Source organism: Streptomyces sp. NPDC056061 (assembly GCF_042266885.1).
GTDB lineage: Bacteria > Actinomycetota > Actinomycetes > Streptomycetales > Streptomycetaceae > Streptomyces.
The window spans coordinates 205422-228951 of sequence record NZ_JBHJWQ010000004.1; the positions used below are offsets into that span (position 1 = coordinate 205422).

A 23530-nucleotide genomic window follows, 5' to 3' on the forward strand; every position below is an offset into this window, starting at 1 on the left:
AAGCCCGTCCGGCGCTGTCGTACCCGGCACCTATCGTGGCAGGGGAGCGGTGATCGGGACGGGCCACGGACGACACCGGGAACCAGGCGGCACGAGCACGACGGGCGGGACCATGGATGTGACCGAGAGCGACGCACGGCAGACCCTCCACCGGGTGTTCGGGTACGAATCGTTCCGCGGCGAGCAGGAAGCGATCGTCGACCACGTGGTGGCGGGCGGCGACGCCGTCGTGCTCATGCCCACCGGCGGCGGCAAGTCCCTCTGCTACCAGATCCCGGCCCTGGTCCGCTCCGGCACGGGGGTGGTCGTCTCGCCCCTGATCGCCCTCATGCAGGACCAGGTCGACGCGCTTCGCGCGCTCGGTGTCCGGGCCGGCTTCATCAACTCCACGCAGGACTTCGACGAGCGCCGCTCCATGGAGGCCCAGTTCCTCGCGGGCGAGCTCGACGTGCTCTACCTGGCCCCGGAGCGGCTGCGGCTGGACTCCACGCTCGGCCTGCTCTCCCGGGGCGAGATCTCCGTCTTCGCCATCGACGAGGCGCACTGCGTCGCCCAGTGGGGCCACGACTTCCGCCCGGACTACCTGGCCCTCTCGGTCCTCGGCGAGCGCTGGCCCGACGTCCCGCGCATCGCCCTGACGGCCACCGCGACGAACGCCACGCACCAGGAGATCACCCAGCGTCTGGGCATGCCCGACGCCAAGCACTTCGTCGCCAGCTTCGACCGGCCCAACATCCAGTACCGGATCGTGCCCAAGGCCGATCCGAAGAAGCAACTGCTCTCCTTCCTCAAGGAGGAGCACGCCGGGGACGCGGGCATCGTCTACTGCCTCTCGCGCAACTCGACCGAGAAGACCGCCGAGTACCTCTGCCGCAACGGCATCGAGGCCGTGCCGTACCACGCGGGCCTGGACGCGGGCACCCGTGCCGCCCACCAGTCCCGGTTCCTGCGCGAGGAGGGTTTGGTCGTCGTCGCGACCATCGCCTTCGGCATGGGCATCGACAAGCCGGACGTCCGTTTCGTCGCCCATCTCGACCTGCCGAAGTCGGTCGAGGGCTACTACCAGGAGACCGGCCGCGCGGGCCGTGACGGGCTGCCGTCCACGGCCTGGATGGCCTACGGGCTCCAGGACGTCGTCCAGCAGCGCAAGCTCATCCAGGGCGGCGAGGGCGACGAGTCCTTCCGCCGCCGGGCCGCCTCCCACCTCGACTCGATGCTCGCGCTGTGCGAGACGGCCCGGTGCCGGCGCGGCCAGCTGCTGAAGTACTTCGGCCAGGAGCCGACGGCCGCGGCCTGCGGCAACTGCGACACCTGCCTCACCCCGCCCGAGACCTGGGACGGCACGGTCGCCGCCCAGAAGCTGCTGTCCTCGGTGGTGCGGCTGAAGCGGGAGCGCGGACAGAAGTTCGGCGCCGGTCAGATCATCGACATCCTGCTCGGCCGCAAGACGGCCAAGGTCATCCAGTTCGACCACGACCAGCTCTCGGTCTTCGGGATCGGCGAGGAGCTGTCCGAGGCCGAATGGCGCGGAGTCGTACGGCAGTTGCTCGCCCAGGGGCTGCTCGCGGTCGAGGGCGAGTACGGCACGCTGGTGCTGACCGAGGGCAGCGGGGCGGTGCTCCAGCGGCAGCGCGAGGTGCCGCTGCGCAAGGAGGCGGCGAAGCCCGCCTCGCGCTCCGCGAAGGCCGAACGCAAGGCGAAGTCCCAGACGGCCGCCGCCGAACTGGCGCCGGAGGCCGTGCCGGTCTTCGAGGCGCTGCGGGCCTGGCGCGGTGCGCGGGCGAAGGAGCAGGGCGTCCCGGCGTACGTCATCTTCCACGACGCGACGCTGCGCGAGATCGCCGCGGTGCGGCCGGACACGCTGTCCGCGCTGGGCGGGATCAGCGGCCTCGGCGAGAAGAAGCTCGCGACCCACGGGGAAGGCGTGCTGGAGGTCCTGGCGGAGTTCGCCGGTGGTGCGGCGGGCGAGCCGGGGGACGCGGGGGAGGCGCGGCAGGAGGCACTGGTGGAGGCCGGTTCCGGTGCGGCGGCGCCCGGTGCGGATGCGGGCGCGGGGCGGGGCGGGTCCGTTCCGGACGCTCCCGTCGCGGCGGCGTCCGCACCGGCCGTGCGGGCGTCGGCCCCGTCGGCCGCCCCCGACGACGATCCGGAGTTCGGCTGGGACGAGGAGCCGCCGCCCGAGTTCGAGTGAGCCCGTGCGGCGGGCGGGGCAAGGGGGCGGTGGTGCCGGGGCTATTCCGGGGCCGCCGCCCGGCGGCGCGGCGTGATGGCACCGAGGTCCAGGTCGACCGGGAAGGGGACGGAGACCTTCATCCGGTCGTGGAAGATCCCGGTGGAGGTGTAGGCGTAGGCCCCGGTCGACGGTTCCAGCTCGAAGACGTAGACGACTGCCCTGCCGTCGTGGTTCTCGACACGCCAGTAGTGGGGGATGCGAGCCCGTGCGTACTTCACGGGTTTGGTCTCCCGGTCGCGGGTCAGGGACTCGTCGGACACGACCTCGATGGCGAGATGCACGGACGAGGCAGGGAAGCGGGTCTGGCTCGCATCCCGGACGACCTCGTCGTCGACGACGATCACATCGGGTTCGGGCCGGTTGTGACGGTCGATGTCGATGGTGAACTCGCGCACGACCTCCAGGCCGGAGGGGACCAGCGATTGCAGCTGCCATTCGAAGAAGCTGACCGCGCGTGAATGGAACAGCGTCTGCGGACTCACGAAAACAAGGCTCCCGTCGATCAGCTCCGTATGCGGAGGCAGGTTCGGGAGTGTGTCCAGGTCATCGGCGGTCCAGCCGCCCACGGGCGGAACCGCCCACCTCGGTTCTTCGCCCCCGGGTTCGACGCTCATCAGTGCTCCCATGCACGGAGTCTCGCGGATCTGTCCAGCGTATCGACCCGGAACCGGTTCGGACTCGCGCGAACAGGTGAACCGGTCGGGAACCGTTGACGGCCGCGCCCTCGGGGACGCGGCCGTTGACGGGGAGGGGCGGACGGAGGCCGATGTCAGACGGACGGGACGATGCGCCCCGTCACCTCGCCGAGCCCGATCCGGGTGCCGTCCGGGCCGGGGGCCCAGGCCGTCATCGTCACGGTGTCGCCGTCCTCCAGGAAGGTCCGCTTGCCGTCGGCGAGGTCCAGCGGCTCGCTGCCGTTCCAGGTCAGCTCCAGCAGCGAACCGCGCCGGCCCGGCTCGGCGCCGCTGACCGTGCCGGAGCCGTACAGGTCGCCGGTGCGCAGCGAGGCGCCGTTCACCGTCATCTGGGCCAGCATCTGGGCGGGCGTCCAGTACATGGTGGCGAACGGCGGCTCGGCGACCTGCTGCCCGTTGATCGCGACGGAGATCCGCAGGTCCAGCCCGCCGCCCCGGTCCTCGTCGCGGTCCTCCAGGTAGGGGAGGAGCGGGAAGTCGCGGGCGGGCGGCGCGGTCCAGGCGTCCTCCAGGGCCTCCAGCGGAGTCACCCATGCCGATACGGAGGTGGCGAAGGACTTGCCGAGGAACGGGCCGAGCGGGACGTACTCCCAGGCCTGGATGTCCCGCGCGGACCAGTCGTTGAGCAGCGAGAGCCCGAAGACGTGCTCGCGGAAGTCGGCGAGCGGGACCGGGCGGCCGTGCTCGGAGCCGACGCCGACGACGAAGCCGACCTCGGCCTCGATGTCGAGCTTGACGGACGGGCCGAAGACCGGGGCGGCGTCGGCAGGCGTCTTGCGCTGGCCGGACGGCCGCACCACGTCCGTGCCGGAGACGACGACCGTGCCGGACCGGCCGTGGTAACCGATCGGCAGGTGCTTCCAGTTGGGGGTCAGCGGCTCGCCGTTCGGCCGGAAGATCTTCCCGACGTTGGTGGCGTGGTGCTCGCTCGCGTAGAAGTCGACGTAGTCCGCGACCCGGTACGGCAGGTGCAGCGTGACGGACTCGACGGGGTGCAGCAGCGGTTCGATGTCCGGGCGGTGCGCCGGGACCGTCACCCAGGAGATCAGCGCCCGCCGGACGTCCCGCCAGGCGGTGCGGCCGGCGGCCAGCAGCTCGGTCAGGTCCGGCTGGGCGAGGAGCCGCGCGTAGGGCGAGCCGAGCGCGTGCGCGGCGGCCCCGGCGTCCAGCACGTGGTCGCCGATGCGGACGCCGACCCGGCGGTCCTCGGGGTGGTCGGGGGTGGAGAACACACCGTACGGAAGGTTGTGCGGGCCGAAGGGGTCGCCGTCGGCCAGATCGAGCGGGCTGCTCTGCTCGGGCATGTGTTGCCGCCTCGCTTTCCAGGTCGCTTGGGGGACACGTTACGTCGGCGGCCGTCCCGGCGGGGAGTGTCTCAACTGCCCGCCGATGCCCGGAAAGCTCCGCCGTGTCCCAGGTGTGCGAGGCCACCGGGGACACGGCGGAAGCACGGACTCAGCCCGCCGTGCGCGGGATCCGCTTCTCCCAGGTGCGGTGGAAGACGACCTCGCCGCCGTCCCGGCAGATCACCTCGTCGGAGGTGATGAAGTCGGTCTCGTCCGCACCGATCTCGGAACGCGTCTCGATCTGCACGTCCCAGGCCATCTCCGGCCGGTGCAGCCGGATCGTCCAGTCGGAGCGGGTGCGTGCGGAGAGCGGGTCGTCCTGCTGGACGGTGTACGTCTCCAGGGCGTCCTCGGTGAATTCGAGACCGTCCGGGTAGAGACGGGTGCCGCCGTAGCGCGGGTCGACCTCCAGCCGCCATTCGCCCTTGGCGACGTCCCGGACCACCAGGCGCTCGGGCCGCTGCTCGTCCAGCGGCACCGGGTGGACGACGCCGAGCGGCGGCGACTGCTCCGGCTCCTCGAACCGGATCTCCGGATCCTCGGTGTGCCGGCGCACCGGAAGTTCGACGAAGCTCCCGTCGGCGTCCAGGGTGAAGCCCACCGACCCGGGCTGCGGCCAGATCCACGGCCAGTAGGCGGAGGAGACGGCGAGCCTGATCCGGTGGCCGGGCGGGAAGGTGTGGCCGATGCCGTTCAGCTCGAAGGTCACCTCCTCGGTCGCGCCGACCGGCCAGTCCACGGCGCGGTCGCGGCCGTGCCGGGCGGAGAGGTTGAGCGCGCCCCGGGTGACGAGGGTGGAGGAGCCGTCCGGCGCGACGTCGCAGAGCCGGGCGATCGCCTGCCCGCGCGGCACGTCCATGCGCAGGCGCAGGGTCACCCGGGGCCGTCCCAGGATCTCGATCGGCGTGTCCTCGACCGGGAACTCGAAGCAGGCCGACTTGGCGTCCTCGTCGCGCTGGTCGGGCGGCAGGTCGGCGTCGTTGCCGAAGGGGAAGAAGCGGCCCGCGTCCAGGCCGGTCTGCTGCGGCGAGTCGACGGTCTGCGGGCCGCCCCGCAGGGCGTACGCGACGGTCTCGACGTTCGGGGACGGCCAGGCGGTGTCGCCGACCCAGCGGCCGGGCAGCGTCTCGTACGCCGTGGCGGGCCGGTGCGACTCGCTGATCCAGGACCGCAGCAGCGGCTCGGCCATGATGCCGGTGTCCTCGCCCTTGAGGTGCTGGTCCCACCAGCGAAGCGTCTCCTGGAGGAAGCCGATCGCCGGGCCGGGCGGCAGGCCGCGGTCCGGGTACTGGTGCGACCACGGGCCGATCAGCCCGCGCACCCGGTCCGGCGGAAGGTGTTCGACGAGCCGCAGCACGGTGTCGCGGTACGGGTCGTGCCAGCCGCCGACCGCGAGCACGTTGGCCCGGATCGCGGAGTAGTCCTCGCAGACGCTGCCGTGCTTCCAGTAGGCGTCGCGGGTCTGGTGCCCCAGCCAGGTGTGGATGAACGGCTCGACCTTCTCCAGCCGCTCCAGCCACATGTCCTTCCAGCCCGCGCCGACCTGGGCCGGGTCCGGCGGGCGGGAGACGAAGGCCAGCATGGTGGCGGCCCAGGCGTGCATGTCGACGCCGAGGACCGAGCCGCCCATGTAGTGGACGTCGTTGTCGTAGCGGTCGTCGGTCGAGCAGACGGTGACGACGGCCTTCAGCGGCTCGGGGGCCAGGGCGGCGATCTGGAGCGAGTTGAAGCCGCCCCAGGAGATGCCGAACATGCCGACCCGGCCCGAGCACCATTCCTGCTGGGCCAGCCAGTGGATGACGGCGACGCCGTCGGCGAGTTCCGTGGCGTCGTACTCGTCGCCCGGCATGCCCTCGCTGTTGCCGTGGCCGCGCACGTCCACCCGGACCGAGGCGTAGCCGTGGCCCGCGTACCAGGGGTGGCGCTGCCAGTCGCGCGGGGCCGTCCAGTCGCCCAGCCGGTACGGCAGGTATTCGAGGAGCGCGGGCACGGGTTCGTCGGTGACCGGCCGCCAGATCCGGGCGTACAGCCGGGTGCCGTCCGGCAGCGGGATGCGGACGTCCTCATGGGTGGTCTCGTACGGGAACGTGGTGCGGATGTGCATGGCGGTACCTCAGTGGACGGGGTGCATGGTGCGTCTGAGCCAGGGGGCGGCGGCGATGACGGCAATACCGGCCACCACCGCGATCGCGCCGTTGATGCCGAAGTAGGCGGGGTTGGAGACCTCGCCGTAGAGCTTCACGACCTGGGCCTGGATGCCGTTGGCGAGGGCCAGCGAGAGGAACCAGAGCGCCATCGTCTGGCCGGAGAACGCCTTGGGCGCGAGCTTGGTGGACGCGGACATGCCGGAGGTCTCCAGCAGGATGTCGCCCAGCCCGAGCAGCAGGTACGAGCCGACGATCCACCAGGCGGCCATCTTGTACGTGTCGCCGGTGTGCCCGGAGGTCGGCAGCACCATCAGCAGGAAGGAGAGCCCGCCGAGGACCACCCCGATCGCGATCTTGTTGGAGGCATGCGGCTGGCGCGGCCCCATCCGGGCCCAGACCGCGGCCACCACCGGGGCGAGTGCGACCTCGAAGGCACCGAGCGCGGAGGCGTACCAGCTCGCCGGGAAGTGGAAGCCGAAGATCTCGGTGCGGGCGTTGGTCGACGCGAGCAGAATCATCGTCGAGTACGCCTGGAAGAGGATGAAGTTGAAGACGACCGAGGCCAGGAACAGCACCACGTACGGGCGCAGCCTGCCGCGCTCCTCGGCGGTGACCTGCCGGCTGCGGAACATCACCGCGAAGTAGACGACCGGCGCGATCACCGAGATGAGGGTGAGCGCGTCGACGACACGGCCCATGGTGAGCCATCCCGTCAGCGACAGTGCGGTGGTGACGGCGGCCACCACGACGGCGCCGATCACGATGAGCCGCACGGCACGCCGCATCGGCTCCGGCGCCAGCGCGAATTCGGCGCTGTGCTTTCGCCCGGCCAGGTGACGCCGGCCCAGCACGTACTGGATCAGACCGAGGGTCATGCCGAAGGCCGCGGCGGAGAAGCCCCAGTGCCAGCTCGCGTGGTCGCCGAGCCAGCCGGTGACCAGCGGCCCGAGGAACGCGCCGATGTTGATGCCCATGTAGTAGAGCGCGAATCCGGCGTCGCGGCGCTCGTCGTCGGTACGGTAGAGCTTGCCGACCATCGATGCCACATTGGGCTTGAGCAGCCCGGTCCCGGCGCTGATCAGGCCGAGGCCGGTCCAGGTCATGGCGTCGGTGGGCACGGCCATGGCGTAGTGCCCGAAGGCGATGAGGATCCCGCCGTACAGCACGGCGCGGTACGAGCCGAGGATCCGGTCGGCCAGCCAGCCCCCGGCGACGGACACCAGGTAGACCAGGGTGCCGTAGGCGGCCGATACGGAGGCTGCGGTGCCCGCGTCCAGGCCCATGCCGCCGCGGGCGACGGTATCGGCGAAATAGAGGACCAGGATCGCCTGCATGCCCAGGAACGAGAACCGTTCCCAGACTTCCAGGCCGGACAGCGTCATCAGTCCCCGCGGCTGGCCGAAAAAGGCATGGTCGTCGCCGGGCGGGGGCTGGGTCGGTTCGGTGTCGGTGGTCGTGTGGGACAAAAGGAGGACTCCTGATCGTATGAGCTGATCTCGAACATACCGGCGGTGGCGGGAAGGCGCCCACGGTGATCCAAAGGGGACCGGATACGCTGACTTGAGTGATGACAGCGACACATCGACATTCCGTGTGATCGTCAGCAGACAGGAGATCCCCTCGTGACCGTCGTCGGGCCGTTCGGACTGAGCGTGCGGGACCGCGCTCTTGAGGCCGATGTCCAGGCCGGTTTGGCTGCTGTCGAGTCCGGGCTGCTCGATGCCACCAAGAGCGGCGTGCCCTTCATCACGGAGGCCGCACAGCATCTGGTGCGCGCCGGGGGCAAACGTTTCCGGCCACTGCTGGCCATACTGTCCGCCCGGTTCGGCGACCCGTACGCGCCCGGCATCGTGCCCGCGGCCGTCGTCGTCGAGCTGACCCATCTCGCGACGCTGTACCACGACGACGTGATGGACGAGGCCGATGTGCGCCGCGGCGTCGAGAGCGCCAACAGCCGTTGGGGCAACTCGCTGGCCGTGCTGACCGGGGACTTCCTCTTCGCCCGTGCCTCGCACATACTGGCCGACCTCGGCCCGGAGGCCGTCCGCATCCAGGCGGAGGCGTTCGAGCGGCTGGTCACCGGTCAGATCCTGGAGACCGCGGGCCCGGACGGCCGCGACCCGGTGGAGCACTACCTCGACGTGCTGAGCGGCAAGACCGGCTCGCTGATCGCGGTGGCCTGCCGGTTCGGCGCGCTGATGGCCGGTGCGGACGAGGCGGCCGTCGACATCCTCACCCAGTACGGGGAGCGGCTCGGCGTCGCCTTCCAGCTCGCCGACGACGTGCTCGACATCGCCTCCGACTCCCACGAGTCCGGCAAGACCCCCGGCACCGACCTGCGCGAGGGCATCCCCACCCTCCCGGTGCTCCACCTGCGGGCGCGGGCGGCGGCCGAGGGCCGGCCGGAGGACCTGGAGCTCGTCGCCCTCCTCGACGGCGGCCTCGCCGACGACGCCCGGCACGCCGAGGCGCTGCGCAGGCTCCGCGCCCACCCGGCGCTGGAGCAGGCCCGGCGGGACACCGTCCGGTACGCCGAGGCGGCACGCCGGACGCTGGCCCCGCTGCCCGAGGGGTACGCGAAGGCCGCGCTGGAGGAGATGTGCGACGCGGTGGTGCACCGCGCGGGCTGAGCGGTGCGCGCCGTCTCCGTCAGACCTCGGCCGCACGGTTCCCCTACGGGACGGGGGAGGGGCGCACGACCGGTGTCATCCCGGAGAGGTAGGCGGAGTTGATCCCCTCGGGTGACGTCTTCGCGCCGTCGATTTGGTCGGATGGAGCACATCCGCTCCTGAACGAATCGGGCGAGAACGGCGGCACGGAGTGGACGAGTGCATCCCGGACGGAAGCCGCCGACCACGGAGGTAGGGCATACATATGGCACCGAACGACAGCGCAGCGACCGACGGCGGAACCAGGGGCGCCGCCGCCCGCCGGAAGGCGGCCCGGTACGCCGTCCCGGTCGCGGTGGCGGGGGTGGCGGCAGCGACGATCGGGCTCGTCCCGGCGCTCGCGAGCACCGGTGACCCCGATCTGCCGAAGATCACCGCACAGCAGCTCATCGAGAAGATCGCCGCTTCCGACACCCAGCAGCTCTCCGGAACGGTGCAGATCAGCACGGACCTCGGCCTCCCGTCCTTCGGCGGCCTGGCCGACGCCTTCGTCCAGGGCGGCGGCCCCGGTGGCGGCAAGGGCGGATCGAGCGCCGACCCGCAGGCGAAGCTGACGGAACTGGCGTCCGGCACGCACACCCTGCGGATCGCCGCCGACGGCCCCGACCGGCAGCGGCTCTCCGTCCTGGACAGCGCGACGGAGTACAGCCTGATTCGCAACGGCGCCGAGGTCTGGGCGTACGACAGCGGCAGCAACCAGGCGTACCACGCCACGGAGGACCGTGCCGCGGCGAAGAAGGACGACCGCTCGGCCCCGGTCCCCGACTCCGTGCCGACCACGCCGAAGGCGCTCGCCGAACAGGTGCTGAAGACCGCGGGCCCCACCACCTCGGTGACGGTCGACGGGACGGCGCGGGTCGCCGGGCGCGACGCGTACAAGCTGGTCGTCAAGCCGAAGCAGAGCGGCTCCACGATCGCCTCGGTCACCGTCGCGGTCGACGCGAAGAACGGCGTGCCGCTGAAGTTCAGCCTGCTGCCGAGCGGCGGCGGCAAGGCCGTCGTCGACGCCGGATTCACCCAGGTCGACTTCGCGAAGCCGGCCGCCTCCTCGTTCACCTTCACCCCGCCCAAGGGCGCCGAGGTGACCGAGGCCGACGACGCGAAGGCGCAGCACCGCGGGTCCGATGGTCCGGAGGGCCTGGGCATCCTGCCGGGCGCCGGGGAACTGGGTTCCGGGAAACTGGGCATCGGGGGCGAGGGGACCGACGGACTCAAGGGCCCGAAGGTCATCGGCGAGGGCTGGAACGCGATCGCCGAGATCACCGTCCCGGGCGGCTCGGGGCTTCCCTCGAAGGCGTCGGGCGAGGTGCCTGCCGAGGCGCAGCAGTTCCTGGACGCGCTGGGCGACAAGGTCTCCGGGAAGTTCGGCTCGGGCACGGTCTTCAAGACCCGCCTGGTCAACACGCTGATGACGGACAGCGGCAAGGTGTACGTCGGTGCCGTCACGCCGGAGGCCCTGGTCGAGGCCGCCGACAACGCCTCCTGACGTCGGGGCGCGGCACATCGCCGCTCGTCGCCGTCCACCCGCCCCGCCGTACCCTCCGTACGGCGGGGCGGGCCGTTGCGGACCGTCCGGCCGGTCGCGCCCGGCCCCGTCCGCCCGCCTTCCCCCGGTCCCGTCCGCCCACCCTGCCGGACCGGCCCGCCCATGACCCTCCGCCCACATTCCGCCGGGCCCGATCCGGCCCGGCCCGGCGGCCCGACCCGACCCGACCCAGGGAGCCACGTATGACAGAGCCCGGGACCGCCACCGAGCGGGGCGCGGCGGCTGCGTCCGGCCCGGTGATCGAGACACGGGGCCTCACCAAGCGGTACGGCGCGGGCAGGCCCGCCGTCGACGGCCTCGACCTCGCCGTACCGGCCGGGAGCGTCTTCGGGTTCCTCGGTCCGAACGGCTCCGGCAAGACCACGACGATCCGGATGCTGATGGGCCTGATCGAGCCGACGTCCGGCACCGCGCACGTGCTCGGCGGCCCCATGCCGGGCGCGGCCCGTTCGGTCCTCCCACAGGTCGGCGCGCTGATCGAGGGACCGGCGCTGTACGGCTTCCTGAACGGCCGGGACAACCTGCTGCGGTACGACTCCGCCGACCCGACCGCCGATCCGCGCACCCGCCGGGCCCGGGTCGAGCAGGCCCTGGACCGGGTCGGGCTCGCCGCGGCGGCCGGCCGGAGGGCCAGGGCGTACTCGCTCGGCATGAAACAGCGTCTCGGCCTCGCGGCGGCCCTGCTCCGGCCGCGCCGCCTGCTCGTGCTCGACGAGCCGACCAACGGCCTGGACCCGCAGGGGATGCGGGAGATCCGCACCCTGGTCAGGGACCTGGCGGCGGACGGCACCACCGTCTTCCTCTCCTCCCACCTCCTCGACGAGATCGAACAGGTCTGCACGCACGCCGCGGTGATGGCCGCGGGCCGGCTGATCGTCCAGGGCCCGGTCGCGGAGCTGGCGGCGGGCGCCCGCGGCCGACTGACCGTCACGACCCCCGACCCGGGCGAGGCCGCCCGGGTCCTGGAGGGGCTGGGCGTCGTCGGCGTCACGGCCGACGGCGAGCGGGTGAGCGCCGATGCCCCGGCCGCCGATGTGGAACTCGCCGACCTCAGCGCGGCGCTGGTCCACGCCGGGGTGCGCCTGCGGTCCTTCGGCGTCGAGCGTGCTTCGTTGGAGGACGCGTTCGTCGCCCTCACCGGGGAGGGGTTCGATGTCGCGGGGTGATGCCTCACGCACCGGAACGGACGGGACGGGCGGGACGGGCGAGACGGGCGGGACGGACGGGACGGACACGGCGAGCGGAACGGATGCGGTGGACGGGATGGGCGGTGCGGATGTGATGCGTTCGGCGGACGGGGCGAGCGGGACGGACGAGGCGGGGACGACCTGCGGGGACGACCGGGGCGGCGGGGCACGTGGCCCGGTGCGGGCCTTCGGCATCCTCCGCTCCGAGCTGACCATCACTTTCCGCCGATGGCGCACCCTCGCCCTCCTCGGAGTGCTGGCCGCCGTTCCGGTTCTGATCGGGATCGCGGTGCGGATCGAGACGAATCACGGCTCCTCGCCCGGACCGGACGGCGGCCAGGGCCCCGCGTTCCTCTCCCAGATCACCAACAACGGCCTGTTCCTGGTCTTCGCGGCGCTCGCCGTGACGCTCCCGGTCTTCCTGCCGATGGCCGTCGGTGTCGTCGCGGGCGACTCGATCGCGGGTGAGGCCAACGCGGGCACCCTGCGCTATCTGCTGGTCGCCCCGGCGGGCCGGGGCCGGCTGCTGCTGACGAAGTACGCGTCCGTCCTCACGTTCTGCCTGGTCGCGACCCTGGTCGTGGCGCTGTCGGCGCTCGTCGTGGGGGCGCTGCTCTTCCCGGTCGGCGACGTCACCACCATCTCGGGGACCCGAATCGGCTTCGGCGAGGGGCTGGCGCGGGCGGGGCTGATCGCGGTGGTGGTCGCGGCGTCGCTGATCGGCTTCGCGGCGATCGGCCTGTTCGTCTCGACCCTCACCACGAGCGGCATCGCGGCCATGGCGGCGACCGTCGGCCTGCTGATCACCGTTCAGATCGTGGACACCGTCCCGCAGCTGAGCGCGGTCCACCCGTACCTCTTCCCGCACTACTGGATGTCCTACGCGGACCTGTTGCGTGAACCCGTGTACTGGGACGAGTTGGTCAGGAACCTGGGCCTTCAGGGGGTGTACGCGGCGGTGTTCTGCTCCGCGGCCTGGGCCCGGTTCACCACGAAGGACATCACGTCCTGAGGCGCGGTGCGCCGACGGCGTGAGGGCGTGAGTGGTGTGAGGGCGCGGGCGGTACAGAGCACCGCCCGCGCACCGCCGTGCCGGGCGAGCCGTCCCCCGATCGGCTCGTCGCGGCGCGAACGGCGCGAACCACGGGAACGATGCGACACGGCACGTTCCGTTTCCGCCTCAGCATTGTTCGACTTATGGTGACGGGCTGTCAACAAGGAGGGGTGCGAGCGCACCTATGCTCACCGAATGATCACATCGCCGAGTTCAATGCGCCGCAGCGAGAGATCACGACGGGCGACCCTGGAAGCCGCGCTCGAACTGTGCACGGAGAAGGGGTACGGCCGTGTCACCATCGAGGCGATCGCGGCGAGAGCGGGCGTCAGCAAGAAGACCATCTACCGCTGGTGGCCCGCGAAGAGCGCGGTGCTCCTGGAGGCGTTCACGGACGGGCTGATCGGCAGCACACCGTTCATCGACACCGGGAACATCGCCGCCGACCTCCGGGCGAACGTGATGGGCGCGGTGCGGCTGCTGTCCACGCCGCCGTTCGGCCCCGCCTATGCCGGGATACTCTCCGAGGTCCATCATGACGACGCGCTCGCGGAGACGGTGCGGACGAAGCTGGTCGACCCGCGTTTCGCGGAGGCGGTCGCCCGCCTGCACCGCGCCCAGGAACAGGGCCAGATCCCGCCGGACGCGGATCTCCCGCTGGCCGTGGAGATGCTGTACGGCCCGGTGTACTACCGCCACCTGCTGCGCAAGCCGGTGCAGGACGAGGCCGAAGTGGCGGCGCTGGTCGCGCAGGTGCTGCGCGCGCTGGGCGTGCCGGAGGCGGCCGCGGAGGAGAACGGCACGGCTCCGCTCGGCGGGTGGCGGGGAACGCGGCCCGTGGCGCCGGGCGTCTGACGTACCGGATGCGCGGACGCGTCGGATGCGCGGACGAACCGGATGCGCGGGCGAACGGGACGGGGGAGGACGCGGGCGGGAGACGGGGGAGGGGCGCGGAGGGGCGCGGAGGGGGAAGCGGGGCGACGTGCGGTCCCGCACCCTCCGCCGCCGGGTCCGGCACGCGCTGTGAGAGGGTGCGGCGTTGACAGTCCGGCGAGTGGCTGCGTGTAATGGCGGCGGTGTCACGTGACGTCGGCCAAAGAGCAGTGGGCCGGCCGACGATCGGGTGAACACCCTTCATCCAGGGACACGTCATGAGTTCGTACTCCGCGCCCTGCTTCTGACGCAGCGCAAGGCCGCGCGGCGCCTCCCCGCACCCTCGGGGTCGTCCGTACGCGACACGAGCCGCGCGCCTCTCGATCAGCCATTTCGTTCACGACAGCCGTTCGCCGCAGCGGGCGAGGGCTTCATCCGTGCTTTCCGGAGAGACAGAACCGCATGCCCACATCGTTCAACACGTCCGTCATCGAGGAGTTCCGTGCCAACGGGGGAGAGGTCGGCGGGCCCTTCCGGGGCAGTGACCTCCTCCTGCTGACCACCACCGGCGCGAGGTCGGGGAAGGAGGCCACGACTCCGCTCGGCTACGTCCGGCACGGCGACGCGTTGCTGGTCGTCGGCTCCAACCTGGGCGCTCCGGCCCATCCCGCCTGGTACCACAACCTCCTCGCCCACCCGGTGGTGCGGGTGGAAGTCGGTACCCGCTCGTTCGAGGCCCTCGCCGTTCCCGCCGAGGGGGCACGGCGCGATCGGCTCTTCGCCCGGGTCGTGGCGGCGGCACCGGGGTACGCCGACCACCAGGCCGGGACCACCCGACTGCTGCCGGTCGTGGTGCTGGAGCGGGCCGAGCCCGACGGCTGGGAGGCGCCCGCCGAGGTGAACAGCCTCGCCGACAAGCTCATCGAGGTGCATACCTGGCTGCGGGGCCAGTTGGCCCACGTGAAGGCGGAGGCGGACGCCCACTTCGCCGCACGGGCGGCCCACCCGGACCCCGGCGCGGCCCCGGTGCCCGGTCTGGGGTTGCAGATCCGGCAGCGTTGCCTCGCGTTCTGCCAGGCCCTGGAGTTCCACCACACGAGCGAGGACGCGCACCTGTTCCCGGGCATCGCGCGCCACCACCCCCACCTGACCGGCACCTTCGCCCGGCTTGCCGAGGAACACCGCACCGTCGCGCGCATCCGGGGCGAACTCGTCGCGCTGCTCGCCGGCATCGGCATCGCGGAACCCGAGCGCTTCCGTGCGGAACTGAACAGGATGTCCGAGGAGTTGACCGCGCATCTGGACAACGAGGAGGAGCAGATCCTGCCCCTGCTCGCCGGGGTCCCCTGGCCCCCGGCCGCCCCGACCGCCGCGGCTCCTTGAACCGGACCGGAACGGACCGGACCATACACACCGGTCGTATCCGATGTGATGGCTGAGAGGTTGTGCCGTGCGAGTAAAGGTCAAGGACTTCGATCACCTGGTGCTCAACGTGCAGGACGTCGAGCGCTCCCTGGAGTTCTATTGCGGGCTGCTCGGCCTGGAACCGATGAAGGTCGACGAGTGGCGGGCCGGTTCCTTCCCGTTCCCGTCGGCGCGGGTCAGCCCGACCACGATCATCGATCTGCTGGGCGGCCCGCGCTCCGAGTCGAACGTCGACCACATCTGCCTGGTCGTCGAGCCGCTGGACTGGCAGCAGGTCATCGACTCGGGCGACTTCACCGTGCTGGAGGGCCCGGTCAGCCGCTCCGGCGCCCGGGGCACCGCGCAGTCGGTGTACGTCCGGGACCCGGACGGCAACACCGTGGAACTGCGCTGGTACCCGCAGGACGTGGTGGCGGACTGAACCGGGCGGGCCCGTTGCCGCAGGCCCTGCCGCCCCCTCGCGGGGCGGCAGGGCCTGCGGCCGGGGCCGCTAGTGCACGCAGAACTCGTTTCCCTCGGGATCGGCGAGGACCGACCAGGTGCCTCCCGGCTGTGCGACCTCGCGCAGCACCTTCGCGCCCAGGCCCGCCAGCCGGGCCACCTCCGCGTCACGTCGCCCCGGGCCCGCGTGCACGTCGAGGTGGAGGCGGTTCTTGACGGTCTTGGCCTCCGGCACACGCTGGAACAGCAGCCGTCGTCCGAGGCCCGTCCCGCTCTCCTCCTCGTAGGGATCGTCGGGGTGCCGGGCCGCCGCGAGATCCCGCCAGGCGCGGCGGCCGTCCACCAGGACGGTGGCCGCCTCGGGCACCGCCCCGGCCCCGATCAGCCGCTCGGCCAGTGCGCTGTTGTCCTCGACGAGGTAGCCGAGGGCCTCCGCCCAGAAGGCGGCCTGCGCGTGCGGGTCGGTCGAGTCGATGACGACTTTCCAGTGCAGGGTCATGGAAACCATTTATATTGGTTACATGATTGAACCCGCAAGGGAGGTGCCGGGGCTCATCCTCCACACCCCGGAGGGACGCCCCTACCGCTTCGATCCCGGAGCCCTGAGCCTGGAGCTGCTGCCCACCGGCGGGTGCGGGCGGTACGCGGCGTACGAGGTGCTGCACGCCCCCGCCGACCTGGTGCGATGGGCGGGGGAGTGCCGATTGCCCGGCGGGCTGTCCCTGGATGTGAGTGCGGCGGAACTGCGCCGGGCGCACGAACTGCGCGCCGCCCTCCGGGACCTGACGGAGGCGCGTGCGCACGGCCGTCCGCTCGCCCCGGGCCCCCTCGACGTGGTCAACGCGGTGGCGGCCGAACCGCCGCTCGTCCCACGGGTCGACGTCGCGTCGGGCGGATTCTCGTGGGCTCCCGGTGCCACCGGAACCGCTCTGCTGTCGACCGTGGCGCGGGACGCCGTGGAGCTGTTCACCGGGCCGTACGCCGACCGCATCCGCGAATGCGGGTCGGCGAACTGCGCGCTGCTCTTCGTCGACACCTCGCGCCCCGGCCGACGGCGGTGGTGCGCGATGGAGCGCTGCGGGAACCTCCACAAGGTCCGGGCCCACCGCGCCCGGCACACCGCCGCCGACTGAGCGGCCGGGGCCGCTCGCGGGTGCCGGACGGATCAGGACGGACTTCCGGCCGGCAGCCGGAGGTGTCCCTCCCGGAGGTGTCCCTCCCGGAGGGGGGACGGCGGGCCGGAAGTGCTTCGATCGGGAGCGGAGGAGGGGTGGGCCCGCTTCGCACCGACGCCGTCCGCGTGTGCCGTGGGCGAGGCTTCGCAGACGAGGAACGACAGCGTGGAGAGGGTCGCGACGGCGGTGCGCAGGAGCAGGCGGACCATGCTCCGGGACATGGGCGTGGATCGGCTCATGGCACGTCAGAAGAATATAAACGGTTGGTAGTTTCGGACTGACCCACCGTGACGGCCTCGAATCCCGCCTGAATGCCGTACGCGTGCTGCGCGGAATGCAGTAACGGCCTCCCCCTCCACGAGGCGCTCAGACGGCCGGAGTCGCGCCGGTGGCCGGGGCCGTGCCGACGAGGCGGTTCAGGTACTCCCCGACGGCCCGGCCGTCATCGGCGGGCGCGATCAGCCCCACATGGTTGTCCGGGCGGATCAGGACGAGCGCGTCGTCCGTGATGCCGTACGTCGTGCGGGCCCGGCCCGTCGGGTCCGACAGCCCCTGCCGTTCCCCCGTGTCCACCCCGAACGCCCGCAGCCTGCCACCGTGTTCGGCCTCCGCCGCGCGCAGCGCGTCCGCCGTGCCCGGCCCGAAGCCGAGCAGGGTGAAGTGCGGTCCCGCGAACACGTCGAACATGCGGGTCGGTGCGCCGGTCGCGGCGTCGCGGCAGGTGGCGTCCGGCGCCCGGTCGCCCGCGCGCGGGCCGAGGGCCGCACCGGCGGGGGAGTGCGTGCCCCGGCGGGTGTCGCGGGCGAGCGGGCTCCAGCGGTAGCCGATGCCCAGGCCGGTGGTCTCCGCGGTCATCGCCGAGTCCAGGCCGCCCCCCGGCTCCTTGATCGCGTCGAGCGTGGCCCGCAGCCGCTCCGCAGCGATGCCCAGCGTCCGGGCGGCGACGGGCAGCCGCTCCTCCTCGTACGTGTCCAACAGGCCCTCGGCCGCCCGCCCGGTGGCGGCCGGGGCGAGCTTCCAGCCCAAGTTGAAGGCGTCCTGGATACCGGTGTTCATGCCCATCCCGCCCGCGATGGAGTGCACATGTGCGGCGTCCCCGGCCAGCAGGACCCGGCCCACCCGGTAGCGGTCGGCCATCCGCTCGTTGCCCCGGTAGGTGGACAGCAGTTCCGCCCGCGACAGGCGGTCGCCGGGCAGCCGGGCGTGCCGGGCGAGGAGCCGCCGGAAGCTCTCCAACGAGGGCGGTACGGGGTTTCCCGCCCCGTCCGTCTCCGGGCTCGCCTGGAACCACCAGCCCGACCGCGTACCCGGGATCGGACACAGCATCACGGCTCCGTCCTCGTCGAACCACTGGTGCCAGAAGCCGCGGTCGAGGCCGTCCACCTCGACGTCCCCGCAGACCATCGTCTGCTCCTCGGCCGTACTGCCCTCGAAGGTGACGCCGAGCATCTTGCGCACCGGGCTGTGCGCGCCGTCGCATCCCACCACGTAGCGCGCCGTGATGCTCCTGCCGTCCGCGAGCGCCACGTCCACCGAGTCGGCGTGCTGCGTCAGCGCGATCGCCTCCGCGCCCAGTTCGACGTGGACGCCGTACTCCGCGAGGCGGTCGCGGAGGATCTCCTCCAGCGCCCACTGGGCGATGAGCCGCGGGCGCCCGTACGGGGTGTCCGGTGCGGGGTCCGACGCCTCGTGCGGGTCGGCGTCGGCCACCGGCAGGCCGTCGCGGTACTTGCGCATCGGCAGCGGCGCAGAGCCCGCGGCCAGCACCCGGTCCGCCACCCCCAGGTCCGCCAGCACCTCCAGGGAGCGGGCGTTGGGGCCCTTGGCGCGCGAGCTGCGCGGGAAATCGGGGGACTTGTCGATGATCCGTACGGCGACGGAGTGGCGGGCCAGGTCGCAGGCCAGGGTCAGGCCGGTCGGACCCGAGCCCACGATCAGTACCGGAGTGATGGTCGTGGTCGTGGTCGCGGACATGCGGACTCCTCGGTCGTGGTTCCGTGGGATCCCCAGCAAAACGCAACCGAGTTAAAAAAGCAACCGGGTAACTTTTATGGTGTGTCCGTGGAGCCGCGGGGCGCCGGGGCCGCGACGGATGGGGAAGCGGAGTCCTCGGTCGACGGTGCCGACGGGGCGGTGTGTGCCGCCGCCCGCGCCGCGCCGGTCCGCATCTGCGCCCTGGTGCTTCGCGCCGCCCGGAACGCGTCCCAGGTCAACAGGGTGAGCGCCAGCCAGACCAGGGCGAAGCCGGCCCACCGCTCGGGCGGCATCTCCTCGTGGAAGTACACGATGCCCAGCACGAACTGGAAGACCGGGGCCAGGTACTGGAGCAGGCCCAGCGTGGAGAGCGGCACCCGGATCGCCGCCGCCCCGAACAGGATGAGCGGGACGGCCGTGACGACGCCCGTCGCGGCCAGCAGCGCCGCGTGCCCGGTCCCCTCGGAGCCGAAGGTCGACGTGCCTTGCGCGCCGAGCCACAGCAGATACCCGAGCGCGGGCAGGAACAGCACGGCGGTCTCGGCGGCGAGTGATTCCAGGCCGCCCATGGCGACCTTCTTCTTCACCAGACCGTAGACGGCGAACGAGAACGCCAGCGTCAGCGAGATCCACGGCGGCCGTCCGTGGCCGATCGCCAGCACGAGCACCGCCGCGACGCCGGTGCCGACCGCCACCCACTGCGCGGGGCGCAGCCGTTCGCCGAGCAGCAGGACGCCCATGGCGATGGTGACCAGCGGATTGATGAAGTAGCCGAGCGACGCCTCGACGACGTGGCCGTTGTTCACGGACCAGATGTACAGGCCCCAGTTGACCGTGATCACGGCCGCGGCGACCGCTATCAGGCCGAGCTTCCTCGGCTGTCGTATCAGCTCGCCGATCCAGGACCAGCGGCGCAGCGCCAGCAGGGCGATGCCGACGACGCCGAGGGACCAGACCATGCGGTGGGCGAGGATCTCGACCGCCCCGGCGGGCCTCAGCAGCGGCCAGAACAGCGGGACGACGCCCCACAGTCCGTAGGCGCCGATGCCGGAGAGCAGTCCGGCCCGCTGATCATTCGTCCCCTTCACGGGCCCTCCCGGCGTGTCCGTGCCGACCGCGGAGTCGACGGCACGACGGTATCTCCGTGCGGCGCCCGCTGTCATGGACGTATCGACATACGGTCATGACAGGGGCGCCCGGGATTCCGGGGATTTCAGGGGCTCCTGGGATGTCAGGGGTCCTCGGGATCCCTGACATCCCGGGAGCCCCTGAGGCGGAATGGGGTCATGCCCCGGCGGCGGCCACCGCCGCCGCCACGGTCTCGGCGAGCGGCGTCGTGGGTCGGCCGATCAGCCGGGCGAGGTCGCCACTGGTGCCGGCGAGCAGGCCGCGCTCGATCGCCTCGTCCACGTCGACCAGGATCGCGGCGAACGGTTCGGGCACCCCGGCGCCGACCAGGATCTCCTGGTGCGTGGCGGCCGGGACGTTCCGGTATGCGATCTCCCTGCCGGTGGCCTTCGCGATCTCGGCCGCGTACTGCGCGAACGACCAGGCGACGTCGCCGCTCAGCTCGTACACCGCGCCGATGTGGCCCTCGCCGGTCAGTACGGCCGCCGCGGCGGCGGCGTAGTCGGCCCGGGTGGCGGAGGCGACCCGGCCGTCGCCCGCGTTGGCGACGACGGCGCCGTGCTCCAGGACGGGGCCGAGGTTGGCGGTGTAGTTCTCGGTGTACCAGCCGTTGCGCAGGAAGGTGTGCGGCAGCCCGGAGTCGAGGATCAGCCGCTCGGTGACCTTGTGCTCGGCGGCGAGCGCGAAGTCGGCGTCGGGGCCGCCCAGGATGCCGGTGTACGCGAGCTGCGCCACGCCCGCCGCCCCGGCCGCCTCGATGACGGCGGTGTGCTGCGGCACGCGTCGGCCCACCTCGCTGCCGGAGACGAGCAGGACGCGGTCGCCGGCCCGGAAGGCGTCCGTGAGGGACTCGCGGCGGTCGTAGTCGGCGACGCGGATCTCGACGCCCCGGGCGGCGAGCGGGGCGGCCTTCGCCTCGTCGCGGACGACGGCGGCGATCTCACCGGCGGGGACGGTGGCGAGCAGCCGGTCGACGACGAGTCGGCCGAGTTCTCCGGTGGCTCCGGTGACGACGATGCTCATGGGTTTCTCCTCTTTCGGCGGCGCTGATCCTTGTTCGGGCCTTCACTCACTCTAGGAGGGGTACTAACCAATCGAAAGTACCCACTTTGAAGTAAGGTACTGGTATGAGAGTGAGTGCCCCGGACCGCGATCCCGACGTGAACCGCACGGCCGATGTGAACCCCGCGGGCGTCGAGGCGAGCCGCCCGGGCGACCCGGACCGGAAGCCGGACGTGAACCGCCCGATGTGCCCCTCCCGGCTGGTGCTCGAACACGTCACCAGCCGCTGGGGCGTGCTGGTCCTCGCCGCACTGCTGGAACGCTCGTACCGCTTCAGCGAACTGCGCCGCGAGGTCGGCGGTGTCAGCGAGAAGATGCTGGCCCAGACCCTCCAGACGCTGGAGCGCGACGGCTTCGTGCACCGGGACGCGAAGCCGGTGATCCCGCCGCGGGTGGACTACTCGCTCACCGCGCTGGGCCGGGAGGCCGCCGAGCAGGTGTGGGCGCTGGCCCGCTGGACGGAGCGGCGCCTGGACGCGGTGCGGGCGGCACGCGAGACCTACGACCGGCAGAAGGCCCGCGAGGCGTAGACCGGGCCCGTGCCCCACGCCCCGCGCGGACGTGCGCCGGACCTGTGGGGGGCGGTCGCCGTCGGCCGCCCCCGCCCGCCGTCAGTCCGGCTGCGGTGCGTGCCCCTCCGCCAGTTGCCGCAGCGCGTGCGAGACGTCGAACGGCAGGATCGTCACGGCGACGTGCGGCAGCCGCGCGAGCGTCTTGGCCATCTGCTCGCCGGTGCCCCGGTGCAGCAGCTTCCCGAGCACATTGCGGTAGGTCCGCCGCGGCACCAGCACCGTCAGCCAGGTGCTCCCGTCGGCAGTGGTCCGGGAGGCGAGCTGCATCATCGCGTGCCGCAACCGCCGGTCCGGGCACGCCACCAGCTCCAGCGGCACGGACGTGGCGGCCGTCGCCTCCCAGCGGGCGGCCAGCCGCCTGCCGTACGCCTCGTCGATGGCGAAGTGCACCGCCCGGATCTCGTCCGGCCGCAGCTCGTGGGCGTACCGCAGGGCCTTCAGCGCCGCCAGGTCCAGCGTCTCGACGAGGACGAAGACCAGGTGGCGGCGGAAGCGCGTCCGGTCGGCCCCCGGGGCCTGGACGCTCTGCAACGCGGCTGCCTCGTGCCGGTACTCGCGGTTGATCCGCATCAGGGCCCAGACCCCGAGCGGGAAGATCACCACGACCAGCCAGGCCCCCTCGGTGAACTTGGTGATCGCGAAGATCAGCACCACGGCGGCCGAGATGGCCGCGGCGAGGCCGTTGACCGCGATCTTCAGCCCGCGGTGCGGCTCGCGGCGCCGGAGGTGGTAAGCGGTGAGCCCGGCCCCGGCCATGGTGAACGCGGTGAACACGCCGATCGCGTACAACGCAACCAGCCGGTCCACACTGGCGCCGGTCACCAGCAGCAGCGCCAGCGAGACGACGGTCAGCGCGATGATGCCGTTGGAGAACGCCAGCCGGTGCCCGCGCCGGGTCAGCTGCCGGGGCAGGAACCGGTCCGCGGCGACGAAACTGGCGAGGTACGGGAAGCCGGTGAACGGGGTGTTGGCGCCGGTGTACAGCACCAGCGCGGTCGCCAGCTGCACGAAGACCAGCCCGGCGGTGCCGAGGGGGCCGCCGCCGAACGCGAGGTGGGCCTCCTGCGCGATGACGGTCGGGGTTCCGTCCTTGTACGGCACGGCGTGCGTGAAGTGCGCCAGCGTGGAGACACCCAGGACGAGGACGCCGAGCACCGCGCTCATGGCGATGAGGGTGCGCCGCGCGTTGCGCCCCTGCGGTTCGCGGAACGTGGAGATGCCGTTGGAGATCGCTTCGAGACCGGTCAGCGAGGAGCCGCCGTTGGCGAACGAGCGCAGCACGATGAAGAGCGAGGCGCCGTAGAGCCAGCCGTTGCCCGGGGTGCCGACCGGCACCACTCCCTCGGCGTGCAGATCGGCGCGCGGCAGCTCGCCCAGGAGGCCGCGCACCCCGGCGGCGACCAGGATCATGCCCACCGCCGCCATGAAGAGGTAGGCGGGCAGCGCGAAGGCCCGGCCCGCCTCGCGAACCCCGCGCAGGTTCCCGTACGCCAGCAGCACGATCACCGCGACCGACACCGGCAGCTGGAGGTGGTCCAGCCCGGTGAAGCCGTTGCCGACCAGGTGGGCGAGCGAGATCAGGGCATTGGTGCCGGCCGAGGTCTGCACGGCCACCGTGACGATGTAGTCGACGAGCAGTGCCACGGCGGCGATCTGCGCCACGTCGGGTCCGAAGTTCTCCCGGGCCACCACATACGACCCGCCCGCCCGGGTGTAGATCATCACGACGTCGCTGTAGCAGAGCGTCAGCAGCACCAGGACGAACAGGATCGCGCCGGTCACCGGCATGAGCAGGGTGAACGCGGCGGCACCGACCACCGGCACCAGGACCCGGAGCATCTCCTCGGAGCCGTACGCGGACGAGCTGATGCAGTCGGAGGCGAGCACACCGAGCGCCGTCCGGTTGTTCAGCTTCTCCTCGCTGATGCGCTCGGTGGTGAGTGCTCTGCCGAGCAGACGCTGCTTGATGCGGTACACGGGACGGTCCAGGGCCATGGCCACAT

At 72.1% G+C, this 23530-nt stretch carries 19 protein-coding genes; 10 read left to right on the forward strand and 9 right to left on the reverse strand.

Annotated elements, in window-relative coordinates; genetic code table 11:
- Positions 1-112: 112 nt before the first annotated feature.
- Positions 113-2191, forward strand: coding sequence for a DNA helicase RecQ (gene recQ / locus ACFC79_RS08960; protein WP_376237104.1), 2079 nt, complete (start codon positions 113-115; stop codon positions 2189-2191).
- Between the two features lie 41 nt (positions 2192-2232).
- On the opposite strand, the gene ACFC79_RS08965 is transcribed toward recQ, so the two are convergent.
- The 4 genes from ACFC79_RS08965 to ACFC79_RS08980 all read right to left on the reverse strand — a co-directional run bounded on the left by ACFC79_RS08965 (position 2233) and on the right by ACFC79_RS08980 (position 7887).
- Positions 2233-2847: a Uma2 family endonuclease gene (locus ACFC79_RS08965; protein WP_376237107.1), complete on the reverse strand. Its 615-nt coding sequence runs from the start codon at positions 2845-2847 to the stop codon at positions 2233-2235.
- A gap of 155 nt (positions 2848-3002) precedes the next feature.
- On the reverse strand, positions 3003-4232 hold the full coding sequence (gene fahA, locus ACFC79_RS08970; protein WP_376237110.1) for a fumarylacetoacetase: 1230 nt from the start codon (positions 4230-4232) through the stop codon (positions 3003-3005).
- A 151-nt stretch (positions 4233-4383) separates the two neighbouring features.
- Entirely contained in the window at positions 4384-6378 is a 1995-nt protein-coding gene (locus ACFC79_RS08975) for a CocE/NonD family hydrolase (RefSeq protein ID WP_376237113.1), read from the reverse strand.
- Between the two features lie 9 nt (positions 6379-6387).
- Positions 6388-7887 (reverse strand): peptide MFS transporter, encoded by a 1500-nt coding sequence (locus tag ACFC79_RS08980; RefSeq protein ID WP_376237116.1) that lies wholly within the window; start codon positions 7885-7887, stop codon positions 6388-6390.
- 156 nt (positions 7888-8043) lie between these two features.
- Between ACFC79_RS08980 and ACFC79_RS08985 the strand changes: the two genes are divergently transcribed.
- The 7 genes from ACFC79_RS08985 (at position 8044) to ACFC79_RS09015 (ending at position 15596) form a co-directional block, all read left to right on the forward strand.
- A complete protein-coding gene (locus ACFC79_RS08985; RefSeq protein WP_376237119.1) occupies positions 8044-9051 on the forward strand; it encodes a polyprenyl synthetase family protein in 1008 nt (335 codons plus the stop codon).
- 244 nt (positions 9052-9295) lie between these two features.
- Positions 9296-10576: an outer membrane lipoprotein carrier protein LolA gene (locus tag ACFC79_RS08990; protein ID WP_376237122.1), complete on the forward strand. Its 1281-nt coding sequence runs from the start codon at positions 9296-9298 to the stop codon at positions 10574-10576.
- Between the two features lie 242 nt (positions 10577-10818).
- The gene (locus tag ACFC79_RS08995) at positions 10819-11802 is read left to right on the forward strand and encodes an ATP-binding cassette domain-containing protein (protein ID WP_376237125.1); all 984 of its coding nucleotides are present in this window, start codon (positions 10819-10821) and stop codon (positions 11800-11802) included.
- A gap of 115 nt (positions 11803-11917) precedes the next feature.
- On the forward strand, positions 11918-12835 hold the full coding sequence (locus ACFC79_RS09000) for an ABC transporter permease (RefSeq protein ID WP_376237525.1): 918 nt from the start codon (positions 11918-11920) through the stop codon (positions 12833-12835).
- A 237-nt stretch (positions 12836-13072) separates the two neighbouring features.
- Entirely contained in the window at positions 13073-13732 is a 660-nt protein-coding gene (locus ACFC79_RS09005; RefSeq protein WP_376237128.1) for a TetR/AcrR family transcriptional regulator, read from the forward strand.
- A 480-nt stretch (positions 13733-14212) separates the two neighbouring features.
- The gene (locus tag ACFC79_RS09010) at positions 14213-15133 is read left to right on the forward strand and encodes a nitroreductase/quinone reductase family protein (RefSeq protein ID WP_376237131.1); all 921 of its coding nucleotides are present in this window, start codon (positions 14213-14215) and stop codon (positions 15131-15133) included.
- 67 nt (positions 15134-15200) lie between these two features.
- Positions 15201-15596 carry a VOC family protein gene (locus tag ACFC79_RS09015; RefSeq protein ID WP_376237134.1) on the forward strand — a complete coding sequence of 132 codons (396 nt, stop codon included), beginning with the start codon at positions 15201-15203 and terminating at the stop codon, positions 15594-15596.
- Positions 15597-15665: 69 nt separating this feature from the next.
- Here the strand turns inward: ACFC79_RS09015 and ACFC79_RS09020 are convergent, their stop codons facing one another.
- Positions 15666-16124, reverse strand: coding sequence for a VOC family protein (locus ACFC79_RS09020; RefSeq protein ID WP_376237136.1), 459 nt, complete (start codon positions 16122-16124; stop codon positions 15666-15668).
- A gap of 13 nt (positions 16125-16137) precedes the next feature.
- On the opposite strand from ACFC79_RS09020, the gene ACFC79_RS09025 reads away from it, so the two are divergent.
- On the forward strand, positions 16138-16749 hold the full coding sequence (locus tag ACFC79_RS09025) for a CGNR zinc finger domain-containing protein (protein WP_376237139.1): 612 nt from the start codon (positions 16138-16140) through the stop codon (positions 16747-16749).
- 408 nt (positions 16750-17157) lie between these two features.
- On the opposite strand, the gene ACFC79_RS09030 is transcribed toward ACFC79_RS09025, so the two are convergent.
- From ACFC79_RS09030 to ACFC79_RS09040, 3 genes are all read right to left on the reverse strand, one after another.
- Positions 17158-18765 carry an FAD-dependent monooxygenase gene (locus ACFC79_RS09030; RefSeq protein ID WP_376237141.1) on the reverse strand — a complete coding sequence of 536 codons (1608 nt, stop codon included), beginning with the start codon at positions 18763-18765 and terminating at the stop codon, positions 17158-17160.
- A 74-nt stretch (positions 18766-18839) separates the two neighbouring features.
- A complete protein-coding gene (gene rarD / locus ACFC79_RS09035; protein ID WP_376237144.1) occupies positions 18840-19853 on the reverse strand; it encodes an EamA family transporter RarD in 1014 nt (337 codons plus the stop codon).
- Positions 19854-20049: 196 nt separating this feature from the next.
- Positions 20050-20916, reverse strand: a complete 867-nt coding sequence (locus ACFC79_RS09040; protein ID WP_376237147.1) for an SDR family oxidoreductase — start codon at positions 20914-20916, stop codon at positions 20050-20052.
- 224 nt (positions 20917-21140) lie between these two features.
- On the opposite strand from ACFC79_RS09040, the gene ACFC79_RS09045 reads away from it, so the two are divergent.
- The gene (locus ACFC79_RS09045) at positions 21141-21485 is read left to right on the forward strand and encodes a winged helix-turn-helix transcriptional regulator (RefSeq protein ID WP_376237527.1); all 345 of its coding nucleotides are present in this window, start codon (positions 21141-21143) and stop codon (positions 21483-21485) included.
- An 81-nt stretch (positions 21486-21566) separates the two neighbouring features.
- Here ACFC79_RS09045 and ACFC79_RS09050 read toward each other — a convergent pair whose 3' ends face one another.
- Complete coding sequence (locus ACFC79_RS09050; protein ID WP_376237150.1) at positions 21567-23522, reverse strand: APC family permease; 1956 nt, start codon at positions 23520-23522, stop codon at positions 21567-21569.
- Positions 23523-23530 lie beyond the last annotated feature (8 nt).